Source organism: Mesorhizobium sp. M0676, from assembly GCF_040320535.1.
GTDB lineage: Bacteria > Pseudomonadota > Alphaproteobacteria > Rhizobiales > Rhizobiaceae > Mesorhizobium.
Map to the genome: position 1 here is coordinate 345,166 of NZ_JAMYPU010000001.1, position 14,770 is coordinate 359,935.

A 14,770-nucleotide genomic window follows, 5' to 3' on the forward strand; every position below is an offset into this window, starting at 1 on the left:
AAGAACCCTCTCCCGAAGGAAATAATACGCCGAACGACGGCGTGTGCCAGCGGAATCGTGGTCCGACCAGATTGCCTGGAGGGCACGGTTGCGTGTTTGATAGGATCGAGCCCACAGCATCCAGGACCGGACATGAAACTGTACTTCAGCCGCAATCCCAATCCGCGCCTCGCGGTTGCAACTGCACGTCATCTGCAGGCCAAGGTCGAGTGTGAGTTTGCGGCACCCATGGCGCCCGGGCAGGCTGAGCGGTTTCGTCAGCTCAATCCCAATCTTACCCTGCCGATATTGGCATGGCCGGGCGGCAGCCTGTGGGAAGCCGACGCCATAGCCTGCCTTCTGTCGCGCGAAGCGGGTTCGGATTTCTGGCGCGGCGGCGGCGACCAACCCGACATGATCCGCTGGCTAAGCTGGGGCAAGGAAAATTTCGTGCGGGCCTGCGACACCGTGCATTTCGAGCGCGGAACCAAGCAGCGCTACGGGATTGGGCCCGTCGACCAGGGCAAGGTCGAGGAGGGGCTGGCGGAGTTCCGCATCGCGGCAGCGATTCTCGAGGCGGAGCTCGCCAAGCGGCCATGGCTTGTGGGCAAGTCGCTCTCCTATGCCGATTTCCGCATGGCGACGTTTTTGCCGTTCAACGATGCAGCCGGCCTGCCGCTGGCGGACTATCCCTCTGTTCTGGGTTGGTATCGCCGGCTCGAAGCCATCGATGCCTGGCGCGATCCCTTCGACGGGCTGGAAGCGCCGCTTCTGCCGCCGGTCAACTCCGCTTGATGTGCCTTCCTATGGGCAGATGGGCTGATGTGTGGCGCTTTGGCAGCATAGGTGTGGAACAGCGGGCGAGTTGCCATGGCGCGCTCGACGGCTCGCGGCCGGGTTGATAAGCCCTGTCCGCAAGGAGAGTCGTGACATGACCGTAGCCATCGAGATGGGACAGACGACGGCGGGTGCGCCGGCGGCGCTCGACCTTGAGGAGCTGCTGGCGACCCGGCTTCTGGTGCAAGGCAATTCCGGCTCCGGCAAATCGCACCTTTTGCGCCGGCTCCTGGAGCAGAGCGCGCCCTGGGTGCAGCAGACCATCATCGACCCGGAAGGCGATTTCGTCTCGCTGGGCGACCATTACGGCCATCTGGTCATCGATGCCGAGGAGCATACGGAGCGTGGCCTGCAAGCAGCCGGCGAGCGGGCGCGCATCCACCGCGTCTCCACGGTGCTCAATCTCGAAGGGCTCGATGCCGAGAACCAGATGCGGCGCGCCGCTGCCTTTCTCGGCGGATTGTTCGAGGTTGCCCGCGAGCATTGGTATCCGATGCTGGTGGTGGTCGACGAAGCGCAGCTGTTCGCGCCCGCCGTGGCCGGCGAAGTGTCCGACGAGGCGCGAAAGCTCTCGCTCGGCGCCATGACCAATCTGATGTGCCGCGGCCGCAAGCGTGGCCTTGCCGGCATCATCGCCACGCAGCGGCTGGCAAAGCTCGCCAAGAATGTTGCGGCGGAGGCCTCCAACTTCCTCATGGGCCGTACCTTCCTCGATATCGACATGGCGCGCGCCGCCGACCTTCTGGGCATGGAACGGCGTCAGGCCGAGGCGTTTCGAGACCTGGAGCGCGGGCACTTCATGGCGTTGGGACCGGCGCTGTCGCGCCGCCCGCTCGGCGTGCGCATCGGCCAGACCGAGACCAGCCCGCGCAACGGTACGCCGCGGCTGATGGCAATGCCGGAAACAGCGCTTGAAGACGCACGCGCCATCATCCTGGCGGCGCCGCCGCCCGAGACGATCCGCGCGCCGCGCCGGATGGCGTCGCCGGAGCTGCTCGACCAGCTGATGGCGGCCAAATCGGCGGCGCTGGACATCCGCCCCGAACCTGCGGAACCGGCGGTAAGCGCCGAGGATATGGCCGAGCGGCGAGAGCGGGTGGACCGTGTCCTGCGCGCCATCCTGGCGCAGCCCGATGCGGGTTTCCGCGTCATCGGCGTGCTTTATCAGGAGTTCGTCGTCCGCTGCCGCATCGAAGGCCTCGCTTCGGTGGTGCCGGACCTCTCAGAATTCCGTCGCATGCTGACGCGCGCCCGCGCCGGGCTCGGCGCCGACATGGCAGGCGATGACGCCTGGCAGGACGTTTCCGTGCGCGCCTCGCTGCTGCCCGAGGACATGCAGGGCGTGTTCATGATGATCGCCCGCGCCGCCAAGGAGGGCTGGCCGTGCCCGAGCGACGCGGCGATCGCGCGCGCCTACGGCTCGCATTCGCTGCGGCGCGCCCGGCGGCTGCTCACCTATATCGAGGAGCAGGGCCTCATCGTCTGCCAGCTCGACGGCACCGGCCGCCGCACGGTGACGCTGGTCGAGCTCGCCTGGGCGACGGCGCCGGGCGACCCCAATGCCGCGGAGGCGGAACAGGGCAGCCTGGCGCTGTGAAAGGCGAACAGGCAGCTACCTGACTTGCTTGCGCGGTTCTGAACAAGATGTGTTTCGCCGATCGGCGCGCGACGATTTATGATGGGTTTCCGAGAATCGCAGAACGGTTCGGGCGGGAGGGTTGTCCGGTGCGGTTGAAATCTCTGGCTGTCTTTGTCTTTGGCCTCCTCGCCATCGCCGGCATTGCCTTGACGATGTCTGCCCGGTCTTTTGCCGCGTCCTCCGATTTGCCGGCGTGGCTGCAGGCCCACGTCGGCAATGACGACGGCGAGATTTCGCAAGTGGTGCTGGAGCGGGCGCGCGCGCTTTACCTGAAGAAGGTCGCGCAAGGCGCGGTCCACAATGGCTGCTATTTCGCCATGGATGCGACGCGCCCCGGCGATCTCGGCAATGGCGTGCTGGGGCGGCGCTACTACGTCATTTGCGAGGCCAAGCAGTCGTTCAGGGCGATCTCGTCGGGCCATGGCGGCGGCCGCAATCTGAAGGGCGTGGTCGATTTCTCCAACGGGAAGCGCTGCGCGAAAAACTTCGGCAATGCGCTGGACTCGTCCTTGACGACCGGCGGCGCCTATATGACCGGCGAGGCAAAGACCTCATTCAAGGGTTTTTACCGCATCGGCGCAAAAAAGGACCAGGCGCTGCTGCGCACCTTCATCCAGTTCGACGGCGAGGGCGAGACGGCGAATGCCAGGCAGCGGGTGATCGGCGGCCACGCGGCGCGGCTGTTGCGCGGCATGTGCCTGCGCAAGAACCCGAACAGCTCCTATGCCGACCATGACGGCTTCGTCCCATACGGCAAGCTGGTGGATTACGCCGGCGGCCGCAGCAATGGCTGCACCAGCTGGTCGCCGTCCGACGCCGACCAGATCATTTCGATGGTGAAGAGCAATCCGACGACGCTCTATATCTACCCGGAATCGCGCGACATCGCCGCCGTTGGTAAATCGGGCGCCTATTGGAATGCGTCCTGCCTGAAGGAGATCGGCAAGCCGAAATTCTGGCCGCGAAAGAGCCTTGAGCCGATCATCGCGCAATACGCCAAGGACAACCCGCCACCGCCGCCACAACCGTTGCCGATCTGCACCGGGCCGTGAGGGATGAGTCCTCGGCTCGGCATTGTCGGCGGCGCGGACTGGCTGGGCGGCGCCGCCGATCCGATGGGCTCTACTGATTGATCTCGGGTTCGACGAGCTTTGCCAGATTGCGCAGCGACTCCTGCCAGCCGAGATAGCAGGCTTCGGCCGGAATAACGTCCGGAATGCCGGCCTGCGTGATGTCGAGTTCCGTGCCGACCGACACTTTCTTCAGGAGCACGGTCACTTCGATCTGGCCGGGCAAATTGGGGTCGTCGAACCTGTCGGTGTAGCGCAGGCGCTCGCCGGGAACGAGTTCGAGATATTCGCCGCCGAAGGAATGGCTGCCGCCCGTCGTGAAGTTTCGGAACGACATCTTGAAGGCGCCACCGACTTTCGCGTCGAAGCTGTGTACCGTGCAAGTGAAGCCGTTCGGCGGAAGCCATTTCGCCAGCGCGTCGGCTTCTATGAATGCGCGGTAGACCTTCTCCGGGCTGGTCGTCAGAACGCGGTGCAAACGTACGGTGCTTGGCATCTCTTCGGTATCCTTTGTGGTTTCGTTGTTCGATGCCCCAAGGACGGGTGAACCTCACCCGGTCCGACACAGCCTGTCAAATTTTCTTGAGCCCTTTGCCGGCGGCCATCCGCCCACGACTTCGACCGCCGCCTCAGGCAGGCGGCCGTGTCGCGTCAAATTTGCATGCATCATTGACAGATTGCTTAACTTTTCGGCGCGGATCTCACAATTTATTAAAATTGTAAGTCTCTCCTACAAAGTTGTATTAGGATCGGCTTAACGCCTTCGGCATTATCTATTAAATGACGGACGACGATCTCCTTGGTGTACTATAGAATGATTCCCTGGAACGACGGATCAATTTAAGAGTTGATCCGAAATGGTCGCTCGAAGGTTGTCGAACGACCAAGGCAGCACGCGCAAGGAGTGTCGGAATGGCCACAGTCCTCAACGCCAAAGGCATTCCACTTCCCTATACCGGCGCTTCCACCCATTGGTTCTCGGCGACTGGAGGCGCGTCTTACCGCTACGGCACCTCGGGCAACGATTCCTTCTGGGGCGACACCAACGTCAAGGTCACCATGTATGGCGGCGCGGGCGACGACTATTACCATCTCTATTCGACGATCAACAAAGCGGTCGAGAACTACGGCGCGGGCGTCGACACGATCGATACCTGGATGAGCTACAAGCTGCCCGCCAATTTCGAGAACCTCGTCGTCACCGGCGACGGCCACTATGCCTTCGGCAATGCTCAGGACAACATCATAACGGGCGGCGCTGGCAGCCAGACGCTGGACGGCGGCAAGGGCAATGACGTGCTGATCGGCGGCGCCGGCGCCGACACCTTCATCGTCACCAAGGGCAATGGCAGCGACCTGATCTCCGATTTCGGCGCGACCGACACGGTGCGCCTCAACGGCTATACCTTCACCTCGTTCGAGGCCGTCCACGCCAATATGGTCCAGGTGGGATCGAACGTGCAGCTGAACCTCGGCTCGAGCGAGGTGCTGGTGTTCCACAACACCACGATCGACAAGTTTCAGCCCGGGCAGTTCGAGCTGCCGATCGACAAGACCGGCATGACGCTGTCCTTCAACGACGATTTCAACACGCTGAGGCTGTGGAACGGCCAGAGCGGCATCTGGGATTCCAATTTCTGGTGGGGGGCGCAGAACGGCAGCTCGCAGCCCCAGAACGGCGAGCTGCAATGGTATATCGACGCCAATTATGCGCCGACCAGCTCGGTCCATCCGTTCAGCGTCGCAAGCGGCGTGCTCACCATAACCGCGGCGCATGCGCCCGACGACATCAAGCCGCTGATCAACAATTACGAATACACTTCCGGCATACTGACGACGCACGACACCTTCTCGCAGACCTATGGCTATTTCGAAATGCGGGCCGATCTCCCGGAAAACGCCGGCGCGTGGCCGGCCTTCTGGCTTCTGCCCGAAGACGGTTCATGGCCCCCGGAACTCGACGTGATCGAAATGTATGGGCAGAACCCGAATGCGCTTCTCATGACCGCGCACACAAATGAGACGGGAACCCACACCACGGTCGGGTCGACGGTGAATGTCTCCAACACCGACGGCTATCACACCTATGGCCTGTTGTGGACGCCGGACAAGCTGGTCTGGACCTATGATGGCGTCCAGGTCGCGGAAGCGGCGACGCCGTCCGATATGAACAAGCCCATGTATATGCTGGTCGACCTTGCGGTCGGCGGTCAAGCCGGCGCGCCGCCCGACCATCTGGCGACACCCGCGCAAATGAAGATCGACTATATCCACGCCTATACGCTGAACGATTTGCAGCAGAGCCATCTGAGCACGACAGCCGAGCACGCGGTCTAGATGTCACGGGACCGCGCGCCACTCAGGGATGCGGCCATCGGCCTGCGCCCGGTTTTCCTGCGCGGCATCGCCGATATCGGCATCTTTTCGTTGCTGATCAACATCCTGCTCCTGGTGATCCCGCTCTATCTGCTGCAGGTCTATGACCGGGTGTTGCCGTCCTCCAGCGTCGAGACGCTGCTTTATCTCTCGGCCATGGCGGTCCTCGCGCTCGCCTTCCTCGGCCTGCTGGACGCGGTCCGCGCCATCTACGCGCAACGTGTTGCGGCCACCGTCGACCAGAAACTGGGCGCGCGGACATTCGCCGCCTCGCTTGGCGCCAGACATGCCGGCAGCGGGCTGTCGCCGCTGAACGACCTTGCCACGACTTGCGCCTTCATCAGGTCGCGCGGCGTGGCGGTGTTGTTCGACCTGCCGTTTGCGCCCGTCTTCCTGGCCTTGCTCTATTTCATCCATCCCGTCCTGTTCTGGCTGACGTTCGCCGGCGCCGTGCTGCTGTTTCTCTTGGTCGTGACCAACCAGCTTGCCATCGGCAGGAACGATGCCATGTCGGCGGAACGCTCGGCGGTGGCCAGCCAGGCGGAGCAGGCCTTCGCCCGCAACACCGACACGCTGCGCGCCATGGGCATGGTGCAAAATGCCGCCGCGGTCTGGGGACAGCACGTTGCTGAGGCGCTGACCCTGCATGACCGTTCCGGAAGCGCCAATGCGATCTTCAGCGCGACGTCGCGGGCGCTGCGCATGATGCTGCAACTGGCGATCCTCGGCGCCGGCGCGTGGCTGGTGCTGCAGGGGCAGATGACCGCCGGCATGATCTTCGCTTCGTCGCTGGTGTCCTCGCGCGCGCTGCAGCCGCTCGACCAGTTGATCGGATCGTGGCGGCAGATCGTCGACGCCAGGCGATGCTGGAAGCGGCTGGACACAGCCCTTGCAGCGCAACCGGCGCAGGGGCGCAAGCTCGTCCTGCCCGATCCATTGGGCGCGATTTCGGTGCAGGATCTGTTCTTCATCGCGCCGAATGCCTCTTTCGGCACGGAGCCCATCCTCAAGCGGCTGAATTTTGCCATCGGTGCCGGCGAAGCGGTGGCGATCGTCGGCCCGAGCGGCGCCGGCAAATCGACGCTGGCGAAATTGCTTGTGGGCGCACTGCAGCCGACCGGCGGCGCGGTCAGGATCGACGGCGCGGATCTGAGGAGCTGGGACGAAGCCCAGCTCGGCAGGCATATCGGCTATCTCGCTCAGGAGGTGGAGCTTTTCCCCGGATCGATCGCGCAAAATGTCGCCCGCTTCGAACCCGACGCCGATGACGCCGCGATCGTCGAAGCGGCCAGGCGCGCCGAGGCGCATGAGCTGATCCTCACGCTGGCCGACGGCTATCAGACTGTGATCGGCCCGTCGCATACCGTGCTGTCGGGCGGCGAGCGTCAGCGGATAGGGCTGGCGCGCGCCTTCTACGGCAAGCCACGCATGCTGGTGCTGGACGAGCCCAACGCCCATCTCGACGGCAGTGGGGAGGCGGCGCTCGAAGCTATGCTTTCGGCCGCGCGAAGTGCAAGCGTCACCACAGTCGTCATCACGCATCGCCCTTCGATCGCCGCGGCCTGCGACCGCGTCATGGTCCTGCGCAACGGCATGGTCGAAGCTTTCGGCCCCGCCAGCGGGGTGCTGAGGCAACCGGCGGCCGGCAAGGCCGGGAGCGCGGTGGTGACAGGCTCGTTCGTGCCGACCGTGCGCCCGCACAGCGTCCGCTTCGGGTCATAGACGATGATGCAGCAGAGCCTCGCCTTCGAAGGTCGACCGCGCACCGACTTCCGCCGCATGGCCGTCGTCGGCTACGTGGCCATAGCGCTCTTCGTCGGCTGCTTCGGCTATTGGGCGGCGAACGCGCCGCTCTCCGGCGCGGTGATCACCTCCGGCACGATCTCGGCGACGGGCGGCAACATCCTCATCCAGCACCCCGAGGGCGGCATCATCGAGCAGTTGCTGGTGCATGAAGGCGACCGCGTGCAACAAGGCGAACCGCTGGTCCTGCTCGACCGCAGGGCGGCCGAGACCGACCTCAACCGGCTGACCAGACAGACGATCGCGCTCAGGGCAAGTGCCGCGCGACTTGAGGCCGAGCGCGACGGATCGGACAGGCTGGCGCCGATCGCCGAAGCAGCACCCGCGCCGTTCCAGCGCGATTTCGACAATCTGGTGCACGAACAGCAGAAGGAGTTCGAGGCCAGGCTCGCCCGGTTCCGCTCCGAGCAGTCGATCCTGGCGCAGCGCGTCGCCATGCATCGTGAGTCGGCGCTGGGACTGGAGGCGCAGAAACTGGCCATCCAGCAACAGGCCGAGATCGTGAAGAAGGAACTCGGCATCAAGACCGGCCTGCTCGACAAGGGTCTCACCAACCGCAGCGAATATTCGCAGCTTCTGCGCAGCGAGGCCGATCTGGTCGGCCAGGCCGGCGCGCTGGAGGCGGATATCGCAGCGACCAAGACGCAGATCGTCGAAGCCCAGGCGCAGGTCGAGCGCGCGACCACGCAGCGCGTCGAGGACGCGCTGACCAAGCTCGACGAGGTTCGCACCAGCCTGGCCGACATCGGCGAACAGATCACCGCAGCCGAGGCGGTGCTGGGGCGCACGACGATCAAGGCGCCGGCAGCCGGCATCGTGGTATCCTCGATCTACAACTCCAAAGGCAGCGTGATTGCGCCGGGGCAGAAGATCATGGAGATCCTGCCGACCGCGTCGGGCCTCATCGTCGACGCGAAGCTGCGGCCGAAAGACGTGGACCTGGTTCGCGTCGGCCAGCCGGCGAAGCTCAGGCTGTCCGCCCTGAACGCGCGCCTCACCCCTGAGGTCCCGGCTACGGTGACGCAAATTTCCGCCGACCGGCTGATCGATGAAACCACGCATGAGGCGTATTTCCGCGCCAGGCTGAAGATCACCGACACGCTGCCGCAGGGCGTGAAAGCCGAGCAGCTTTACCCAGGAACGCCGGTGGAGGCGTTTATCAGCACCGGCGACCGAACCTTCCTCGAATATCTGGCGCGGCCGATGCTGGACTCGTTCGCGCGGGCGTTCACGGAGCGATAGGCGCCAACTCGTCCTCCCAGTTGACGCCGCCGTAGAACACCCTGAGAATCACCACCTGGTCGCCTTCTACGGTGAAGGCCACAGTCAGGCGGCGCTCGAAGCCAACGATGCGAAGCCCCGGCCGCACATCATCCCTTAGGGTTCCGCGTTCCGAGGCATAGTCGAGACCCAGGCAAAATCGCTCGATCCGCTCGATGTAGCGAAGGGCGGTGAGGTTGCCGGACGCGTGAGCGACCGTATCGTATATCCATAACAGGTCCGTCTGGGCTTCCGGCAAAAGGACAACATGCCGGCGCTTCACACGTTCCCCTTGAGGCGAGCTGCGTGATGTGCGCGGATGCTGTCAAAAGACTTGTCGGCCGGGATGGCCTGGGAGGGGTCTGCCTTCCACCTATCATAGGTCGGCGCGACCTCCTCACGCAGCCAGCGCTCCACGGCGGCGTCGCGTTCCTGCAATGCGCGAAGACCGGCGCGGATCACTTCACTGCTGGTCGCGTATGTGCCGGACCGAACGAGCTGGTCGATGAAAGCAGCCTGTTCGGCCGGCAGGCTGAAGGTGCGTTTTTCGGTGGCGGACATGGATCCCTCCTATCAGGTTGGTATGATATTATCATACCAACGGCGAGATCGCACGCCCCAATATAGGCTTAGGGACCGCTCCCCTTGGCGTCGACAAAGACACCGGACATTCGGTTCGGATGCCTGAGATGGGTCGGCGTGATACCGGTCTGATGGCGGAAGACACGGCTGAAATGGCCGGCATTGGGAAAACCGCAGCGGTAGGCGATGTCGCCGATTGCCAAGTCGCTCCCCTCCAGCAGCGACTTGGCCTGATGCACGCGCAGCGCAAGATAGGCGGCCATCGGGCCGATGCCGAGCTCGGCGCCGAACAGCCGCTCAAGCTGGCGCCGGGATAAATGCAACCGGCCCGCGATCTCGGCGACCGACAGCGTCTCCTGGAGATTGCTTTCCATCAGAAGCAGCGCCCGTTTCACCGCTCGGCTCGACGCGGCCGGAAAGAGATCGCCGACTGGCTGCACATCCAGGCTCGAGCGGATGCGGTCGAGCACGAGGATCTTGGCGGCTTTTTCCGCAGCCTTGCGGCCGATGAACTGCGACACGAAATGGCCGGCAAGGTCGGCCGCACCCGTGCCTCCGGCGCAGGTCGAGCGGCCCCTATCGACGGAAAACAGGCTGTCGGCATGGGCGTTCACATCAGGGAATTGGCTGCGGAAATCCTTGATGTGAAACCAGCTGACGGCAGCACTGTAGCCATCGAGCAGACCGTAGCGCGCGAGCACGAAGCTGCCGGTGCAGAGTGCCGTCAGCGGCACGCCCTTTTCGGCCGCCCGCAACAGGAAGGCCTCCTTTTCGGAGCTGAGGCTGCGGTTGGTGTCGAGCAGGCCACCGACCACGACGACATTGTCGAACTCCTGCGGATTGCCGATCGCCTTGGTCGGCAGCAACTCGACACCGCAACTCGCCCGGATCGGCAGGCCACGCTCGCCGACGATCTCCCAGTCGAACTCGATCCGGCGGCTGCGGTCGCCTTCATCGCCGGCCAGCCGCAGCGTGTCGATGAACAGCGACAGCGGCGACAGCGTGAAGTCGCGAACCAAGAGAAACGCAAACCGCCTGGCCATTGTTGCTCCGAAACGTTCCTTCGGGTGGATGGAAGCAAAGATGTCGCACAGGCGAGCACGCGGCGCTTTTCAGGAGAAGCCACCGGATGTCGGAGATGAGATCGACGGCCTCAGTGCGGAGCTGGAAATTCTCTGGGTTGTGTGGTGGTCATGGGATGTCGTCATCTACGCTCACACAAGACAGGCAGATGGACCAGCGGAATTGATCAGTATGGCACGGCGTGAGAAAAACCCTATCGTGTTTGTGTAACCTGCAGCACCAAAGCGGAGCCCAACCATGACCCTCACCAATCGCGATATCATCGAGCTGACGGCATGGCGCCGCAAGCTGCACCAGCAGCCGGAAATCTCCAACGAAGAGGAAAAGATCGCCAAGGAAGTCGTCGGCTTCCTCGCCGATACAGGGCCGGACAAGGTGCTGACCGGCCTCGGCGGCCATGGTGTGGCAGCGGTGTATGACAGCGGCCAGGCCGGGCCGACGGTGCTGTTCCGTTCGGAGATCGATGCGCTGCCGATCGAGGAGCTTTCAGGTGTCGAGCATGCCTCGCAGGTGCCGGGAAAGTCGCATATGTGCGGCCATGACGGCCACACCGCGATCCTCGCCGCACTCGGCCGCCAGCTCGGGCGCGAACGGCCGGCGCGCGGCCGCGTCGTCTTGATGTTCCAGCCGGCGGAGGAGACCGGCAATGGTGCGGCCGGCGTCGTCGCCGATCCACGCTTTGACGAGATCGCGCCGGACTTCGCCTTCTCGCTGCACAATCTGCCGGGCGTGCCGTTCGGCGAGGTTCGCCTCAAGCCCGGCGTGGTCAACTGCGCCTCGCGCGGCATCCGCATCGTGCTGGACGGCAAGACCGCGCATTCCTCCATGCCCGAAACCGGCGTGTCGCCGATGCCGGCGATCAGCCAGCTGATGCCGGCGCTTCCGGCACTCGGGCGCGGCACTTTCGCCGATGACGATTTCAGCATGGTCACCGTCACCCATGCGACGATGGGCGAGGCCGTGTTCGGCATCGCGCCCGGCTACGCCGAGGTTTGGGCGACGCTGCGCACAAGGCGTGACGAGCGCATGGCGGAGCTGGTCGCAGCTGCGGAAGCGCTGGCCGCCAGGATAGCGGCCGAGCACCGCCTCTCCGTGCGCTGCGACTATCACGAAATCTTCGTCGCCAGCGTCAATGCGCCGGACGCGGTGGAACATCTCAACCGCGCGCTGGACGAAGAGGGCGTCGCGCGCAGCGAGGAAGCCTTGCCGATGCGCGCTTCGGAAGATTTTGGCATCTTCGGCCACAAGGCGAAGTCGGCGATGTTCTTTCTCGGCGCCGGCGAGCGCCATCCTTCGCTGCACAACCCCGATTATGATTTTCCCGACGATCTGATCCCGATCGGTTCGAAGATCTTCATGCGCACGGCGCGCAACCTGCTGGGGTGAGCGGCCCTGCAAAATCCGCATCCTGAAGCTGCCTTTTTCCCGCTGGAATCGTCTTGTAGTCGCCTCCTACATTAGGAGGGGCTTGCGGATGAGAATTGCAATGGTCGTCGCGTTGACTGCGACAGTGGCAGGGTGCGTATCGTCTCCGGTCCAGTATGGAGCCTCGCTCTCGACCCAAGACCCGAAATGGGCGACGCCGGAATGCCAGCAGGCCCGCACCGATGCCATGAATTACGACGCGCGCGAGAAGGAGCATCCGGGATGGGCCGCCGGCGTCGTGCTGGGGCCCTACAGCATGGGCCTCGTGGCGGCCATCAAGGAGAACGAGCAGAAGCAGCGAAGGCTGTTGGCGCGCCAGATGCATCTGCAGTGCTCGAGCCTGCCGCTGCCGAAGGATTTGGACTTCGATCCGCAAATCTACGCACCAAAGCCGGGGAAATATCCGTAGGGCTGGGATTGGTTTGCACAGGGACCATAGCGGAGGCTTGCGCCTGCGAGTACCCCCACCCCTCAATCCCTCCCAACAAGGGGGAGGGAGACTAGGTTGGCGCTGATTTCCGCAAAACCGTCTAAGTCGACTTAAAAAAGGGCTGGGCGTGCGGCAGCGTTCCCTCCGCCTTGTGAGGGTCCGAAGGACGGGCGAAACCCTGGCTCGCCCCGGCAAGTTAGAGTGGGGGTCCTCTTCGTAAAAGCTCATATGCGATAGCCCTTGCCCCGAGGCATTGGCATTGCCAGCTCTGTATGAAGCGCTCCTCCGCTCTCCCCACCAGCTTTGCGCCTTGACCCACCGAGGGCTCTCCCTGGAACCAAATCCAAGCCTAAACTGTTCAAGTTGGTTACGACGCCGACGAGCCCTGCCGGTTGGGTGAGCGGCGCACTTGAGGAGCTCCCACCATGACCATCTCGTCCAGCTTTCGTTCGCTCGCGGTTGCGGCCATCACAACTGTGTCCGTCAGCGCTGCCAGCGCCGCGCATGCCGATAGCGGCACGATCCGCTTTGCCGTCTACAAGGCGGCCTTCTTCGTCGGCGGCTCCGGCGGCGAGGGCACGCTGACCTTCCATGGCCGCTCCTATCCCATCACGGTCGGCGGTGTCTCGGGCGGCTTCGCCTTTGGGGTTTCCAAGACCTATTTCCGGGGCACCGTGCGGCATATCAGAAGGGTCCGCGATGCGGCCGGGGTTTATGGCGCGGCGGGCGGTGGCGGGGCGCTCGGCAAGGGCGCGCAGGTGATCGTCATGACCAACGACAAGGGCGCCCAGCTCGAGCTTACGGGCCGGCAGGTGGGGCTGCAGGTGAATGCGGATCTGAGCGGGATGGCGATTTCTTTGAAGTAGGGGGCGCTCCCTCGCGTTCTCGGTGGGGTAAGCTCGTCTGGGGCGATGATAATCGCCTATGGCTGCGCCAGCCCCCTCATCCGGCCGCTTCGCGGCCACCTTCTCCCCGCTGGGGAGAAGAGGCTGGCGTTGACGCTGGCGCCCTCCTCTCCCCTCGGGGAGAGGTCGGATTGCCCCGAATTGCCCTTCGCAATTCGGTTGGCAATCCGGGTGAGGGGGAACTTGCTCCCGTGCGCTTGGCCTGAACCTTGGATGGGAAAGCTTCGCCCAATGCAGCGTCGGGCGCCAGCCCCCTACCGCTCCTCCACAATCCGCAGATACGCCGCCGTCACGAACAGCACGATCAGCCCGAACAAGATCCGCCGTGCCCCCTCCGGCATCTGCAGGATGGTCAGCAGTGTTGTCAGCACGGTCAGGATCAGGGCGCCGATGACGGTGCCGGTGTAGCCGCCGCGGCCGCCGAAGATGGAGGTGCCGCCGATGACGGCGGCGGCGACCGAGGGCAGCACCAGCGGTTCGGCGAGCGACAGCGACGGCGCCTTGATCAGGCCGATATAGAGCAGGCCGGTGATGCCGGCGAGCACGCTGGAGGTGACGTAGAGCGCGGTGATGACCTGCCAGTATTGCACGCCCGACAGGCGGGTCGCGCGCTCATTGTCGCCGACGGCGTAGAGCAGGCGGCCGAAGCCGGTGCGGGCGAGCGTGAAGACGATGAGGGCGGCGAGCGGCACGAACAAAAGCAGCGCGTTGGGGAAGCCCCATGTCACGCCGGTGCCGAGCCAAGCCAAGAAGTCGGGGATTTTTGCGCCCGACGCGATCACCGTGCGCTGGTAGACCTGCAGGCAGCCGGTGCCGATCAGGCTGGTGCCCAGCGTCATGATCAGCGGGTGGACGCGGAAGACGCCGACGCCAATGCCATTGACGAGGCCGATCAGCACCGCCGGCATCATCGCCAGGAGGAACGCCACCGCCGGGTCCTGGTTGACCACTTGCGTGGCCATGATGAAGGCGCTCATCGTCGCCACCGTGCCGACCGACAGGTCGATGCCGCCGGTCAGCATGGTCATGGTCTGGCATCCCGCCAGGATCGCCAGCGGTATGGCGAATTTAATAGTGTTGGCGATCCAGCGCTCGTTGACGATGCCGGGGCGCAGGACCTGCAGGATTATAACCAGGAAGGCGAGCAGGATGACCAGCGGGATGAGCGGGCGGTCGGCCATGAAGCGCTTGATGCGGCGGCCCAGGGGGACGGGGGTGATGGCGGTGGTGCTCATGGGGCGGCTCTTGCTCGCGATGAGGTTTGCAAGGTGCGGCAAGTTGGCGAGGACAGTGCTCTACGGCGCCCCCCTCTGGCCTGCCGGCCATCTCCCCCACTGGTGGGGAGATTGGCAGCTTCAGCGCCTCGCTCATTCTTGCAAGG

Annotated in this window: 14 protein-coding genes; 9 read left to right on the forward strand and 5 right to left on the reverse strand. The window is 64.3% G+C overall.

Annotation, left to right across the window (positions count from 1 at the left end; genetic code table 11):
- Window positions 1-132 precede the first annotated feature (132 nt).
- The 3 genes from NKI35_RS01680 to NKI35_RS01690 all read left to right on the forward strand — a co-directional run bounded on the left by NKI35_RS01680 (window position 133) and on the right by NKI35_RS01690 (window position 3,507).
- Window positions 133-774 carry a glutathione S-transferase family protein gene (locus NKI35_RS01680; protein WP_023710834.1) on the forward strand — a complete coding sequence of 214 codons (642 nt, stop codon included), beginning with the start codon at window positions 133-135 and terminating at the stop codon, window positions 772-774.
- Window positions 775-910: 136 nt separating this feature from the next.
- Entirely contained in the window at window positions 911-2,413 is a 1,503-nt protein-coding gene (locus tag NKI35_RS01685) for a helicase HerA domain-containing protein (RefSeq protein ID WP_352738198.1), read from the forward strand.
- Window positions 2,414-2,541: 128 nt separating this feature from the next.
- Window positions 2,542-3,507 carry a hypothetical protein gene (locus NKI35_RS01690; protein WP_023714109.1) on the forward strand — a complete coding sequence of 322 codons (966 nt, stop codon included), beginning with the start codon at window positions 2,542-2,544 and terminating at the stop codon, window positions 3,505-3,507.
- A 70-nt stretch (window positions 3,508-3,577) separates the two neighbouring features.
- On the opposite strand, the gene NKI35_RS01695 is transcribed toward NKI35_RS01690, so the two are convergent.
- On the reverse strand, window positions 3,578-4,021 hold the full coding sequence (locus NKI35_RS01695; protein WP_023714108.1) for an SRPBCC family protein: 444 nt from the start codon (window positions 4,019-4,021) through the stop codon (window positions 3,578-3,580).
- Between the two features lie 416 nt (window positions 4,022-4,437).
- On the opposite strand from NKI35_RS01695, the gene eglC reads away from it, so the two are divergent.
- The 3 genes from eglC to NKI35_RS01710 are packed head-to-tail and all read left to right on the forward strand — an operon-like array spanning window position 4,438 to window position 8,946.
- Complete coding sequence (eglC, locus tag NKI35_RS01700) at window positions 4,438-5,862, forward strand: endo-1,3-1,4-beta-glycanase EglC (protein ID WP_023714107.1); 1,425 nt, start codon at window positions 4,438-4,440, stop codon at window positions 5,860-5,862.
- Window positions 5,863-7,623, forward strand: a complete 1,761-nt coding sequence (locus NKI35_RS01705; protein WP_352738201.1) for a type I secretion system permease/ATPase — start codon at window positions 5,863-5,865, stop codon at window positions 7,621-7,623.
- 3 nt (window positions 7,624-7,626) lie between these two features.
- Complete coding sequence (locus tag NKI35_RS01710) at window positions 7,627-8,946, forward strand: HlyD family type I secretion periplasmic adaptor subunit (protein ID WP_023735099.1); 1,320 nt, start codon at window positions 7,627-7,629, stop codon at window positions 8,944-8,946.
- Here the strand turns inward: NKI35_RS01710 and NKI35_RS01715 are convergent.
- From NKI35_RS01715 to NKI35_RS01725, 3 genes are all read right to left on the reverse strand, one after another.
- Window positions 8,933-9,247: a type II toxin-antitoxin system RelE/ParE family toxin gene (locus NKI35_RS01715; RefSeq protein WP_023669695.1), complete on the reverse strand. Its 315-nt coding sequence runs from the start codon at window positions 9,245-9,247 to the stop codon at window positions 8,933-8,935. The two genes, NKI35_RS01710 and NKI35_RS01715, sit on opposite strands and share 14 nt — an antisense overlap.
- Complete coding sequence (locus NKI35_RS01720) at window positions 9,244-9,525, reverse strand: type II toxin-antitoxin system ParD family antitoxin (protein WP_023669694.1); 282 nt, start codon at window positions 9,523-9,525, stop codon at window positions 9,244-9,246. The genes NKI35_RS01715 and NKI35_RS01720 overlap by 4 nt, the downstream gene beginning before the upstream one ends.
- Window positions 9,526-9,593: 68 nt before the next feature.
- Entirely contained in the window at window positions 9,594-10,589 is a 996-nt protein-coding gene (locus tag NKI35_RS01725; RefSeq protein ID WP_352738203.1) for a GlxA family transcriptional regulator, read from the reverse strand.
- Window positions 10,590-10,866: 277 nt separating this feature from the next.
- On the opposite strand from NKI35_RS01725, the gene NKI35_RS01730 reads away from it, so the two are divergent.
- From NKI35_RS01730 to NKI35_RS01740, 3 genes are all read left to right on the forward strand, one after another.
- Window positions 10,867-12,015 carry an amidohydrolase gene (locus NKI35_RS01730; RefSeq protein ID WP_352738206.1) on the forward strand — a complete coding sequence of 383 codons (1,149 nt, stop codon included), beginning with the start codon at window positions 10,867-10,869 and terminating at the stop codon, window positions 12,013-12,015.
- An 88-nt stretch (window positions 12,016-12,103) separates the two neighbouring features.
- A complete protein-coding gene (locus NKI35_RS01735; RefSeq protein ID WP_352738208.1) occupies window positions 12,104-12,463 on the forward strand; it encodes a hypothetical protein in 360 nt (119 codons plus the stop codon).
- A gap of 446 nt (window positions 12,464-12,909) precedes the next feature.
- On the forward strand, window positions 12,910-13,350 hold the full coding sequence (locus tag NKI35_RS01740; protein WP_352538980.1) for a lipid-binding SYLF domain-containing protein: 441 nt from the start codon (window positions 12,910-12,912) through the stop codon (window positions 13,348-13,350).
- A 293-nt stretch (window positions 13,351-13,643) separates the two neighbouring features.
- On the opposite strand, the gene NKI35_RS01745 is transcribed toward NKI35_RS01740, so the two are convergent.
- Entirely contained in the window at window positions 13,644-14,624 is a 981-nt protein-coding gene (locus tag NKI35_RS01745; protein WP_352738210.1) for an ABC transporter permease, read from the reverse strand.
- Window positions 14,625-14,770 lie beyond the last annotated feature (146 nt).

What these genes read in the sequence shown, in the direction of transcription:
- NKI35_RS01680 (WP_023710834.1), top strand. Translation starts at nt 133, where the DNA reads ATGAAACTGTACTTCAGCCGCAATCCCAATCCGCGCCTCGCGGTTGCA.
- NKI35_RS01685 (WP_352738198.1), top strand. Translation starts at nt 911, where the DNA reads ATGACCGTAGCCATCGAGATGGGACAGACGACGGCGGGTGCGCCGGCG.
- NKI35_RS01695 (WP_023714108.1), bottom strand. Translation starts at nt 4,021, where the DNA reads ATGCCAAGCACCGTACGTTTGCACCGCGTTCTGACGACCAGCCCGGAG.
- eglC (WP_023714107.1), top strand. Translation starts at nt 4,438, where the DNA reads ATGGCCACAGTCCTCAACGCCAAAGGCATTCCACTTCCCTATACCGGC.
- NKI35_RS01705 (WP_352738201.1), top strand. Translation starts at nt 5,863, where the DNA reads ATGTCACGGGACCGCGCGCCACTCAGGGATGCGGCCATCGGCCTGCGC.
- NKI35_RS01710 (WP_023735099.1), top strand. Translation starts at nt 7,627, where the DNA reads ATGATGCAGCAGAGCCTCGCCTTCGAAGGTCGACCGCGCACCGACTTC.
- NKI35_RS01720 (WP_023669694.1), bottom strand. Translation starts at nt 9,525, where the DNA reads ATGTCCGCCACCGAAAAACGCACCTTCAGCCTGCCGGCCGAACAGGCT.
- NKI35_RS01725 (WP_352738203.1), bottom strand. Translation starts at nt 10,589, where the DNA reads ATGGCCAGGCGGTTTGCGTTTCTCTTGGTTCGCGACTTCACGCTGTCG.
- NKI35_RS01730 (WP_352738206.1), top strand. Translation starts at nt 10,867, where the DNA reads ATGACCCTCACCAATCGCGATATCATCGAGCTGACGGCATGGCGCCGC.
- NKI35_RS01735 (WP_352738208.1), top strand. Translation starts at nt 12,104, where the DNA reads ATGAGAATTGCAATGGTCGTCGCGTTGACTGCGACAGTGGCAGGGTGC.
- NKI35_RS01740 (WP_352538980.1), top strand. Translation starts at nt 12,910, where the DNA reads ATGACCATCTCGTCCAGCTTTCGTTCGCTCGCGGTTGCGGCCATCACA.
- NKI35_RS01745 (WP_352738210.1), bottom strand. Translation starts at nt 14,624, where the DNA reads ATGAGCACCACCGCCATCACCCCCGTCCCCCTGGGCCGCCGCATCAAG.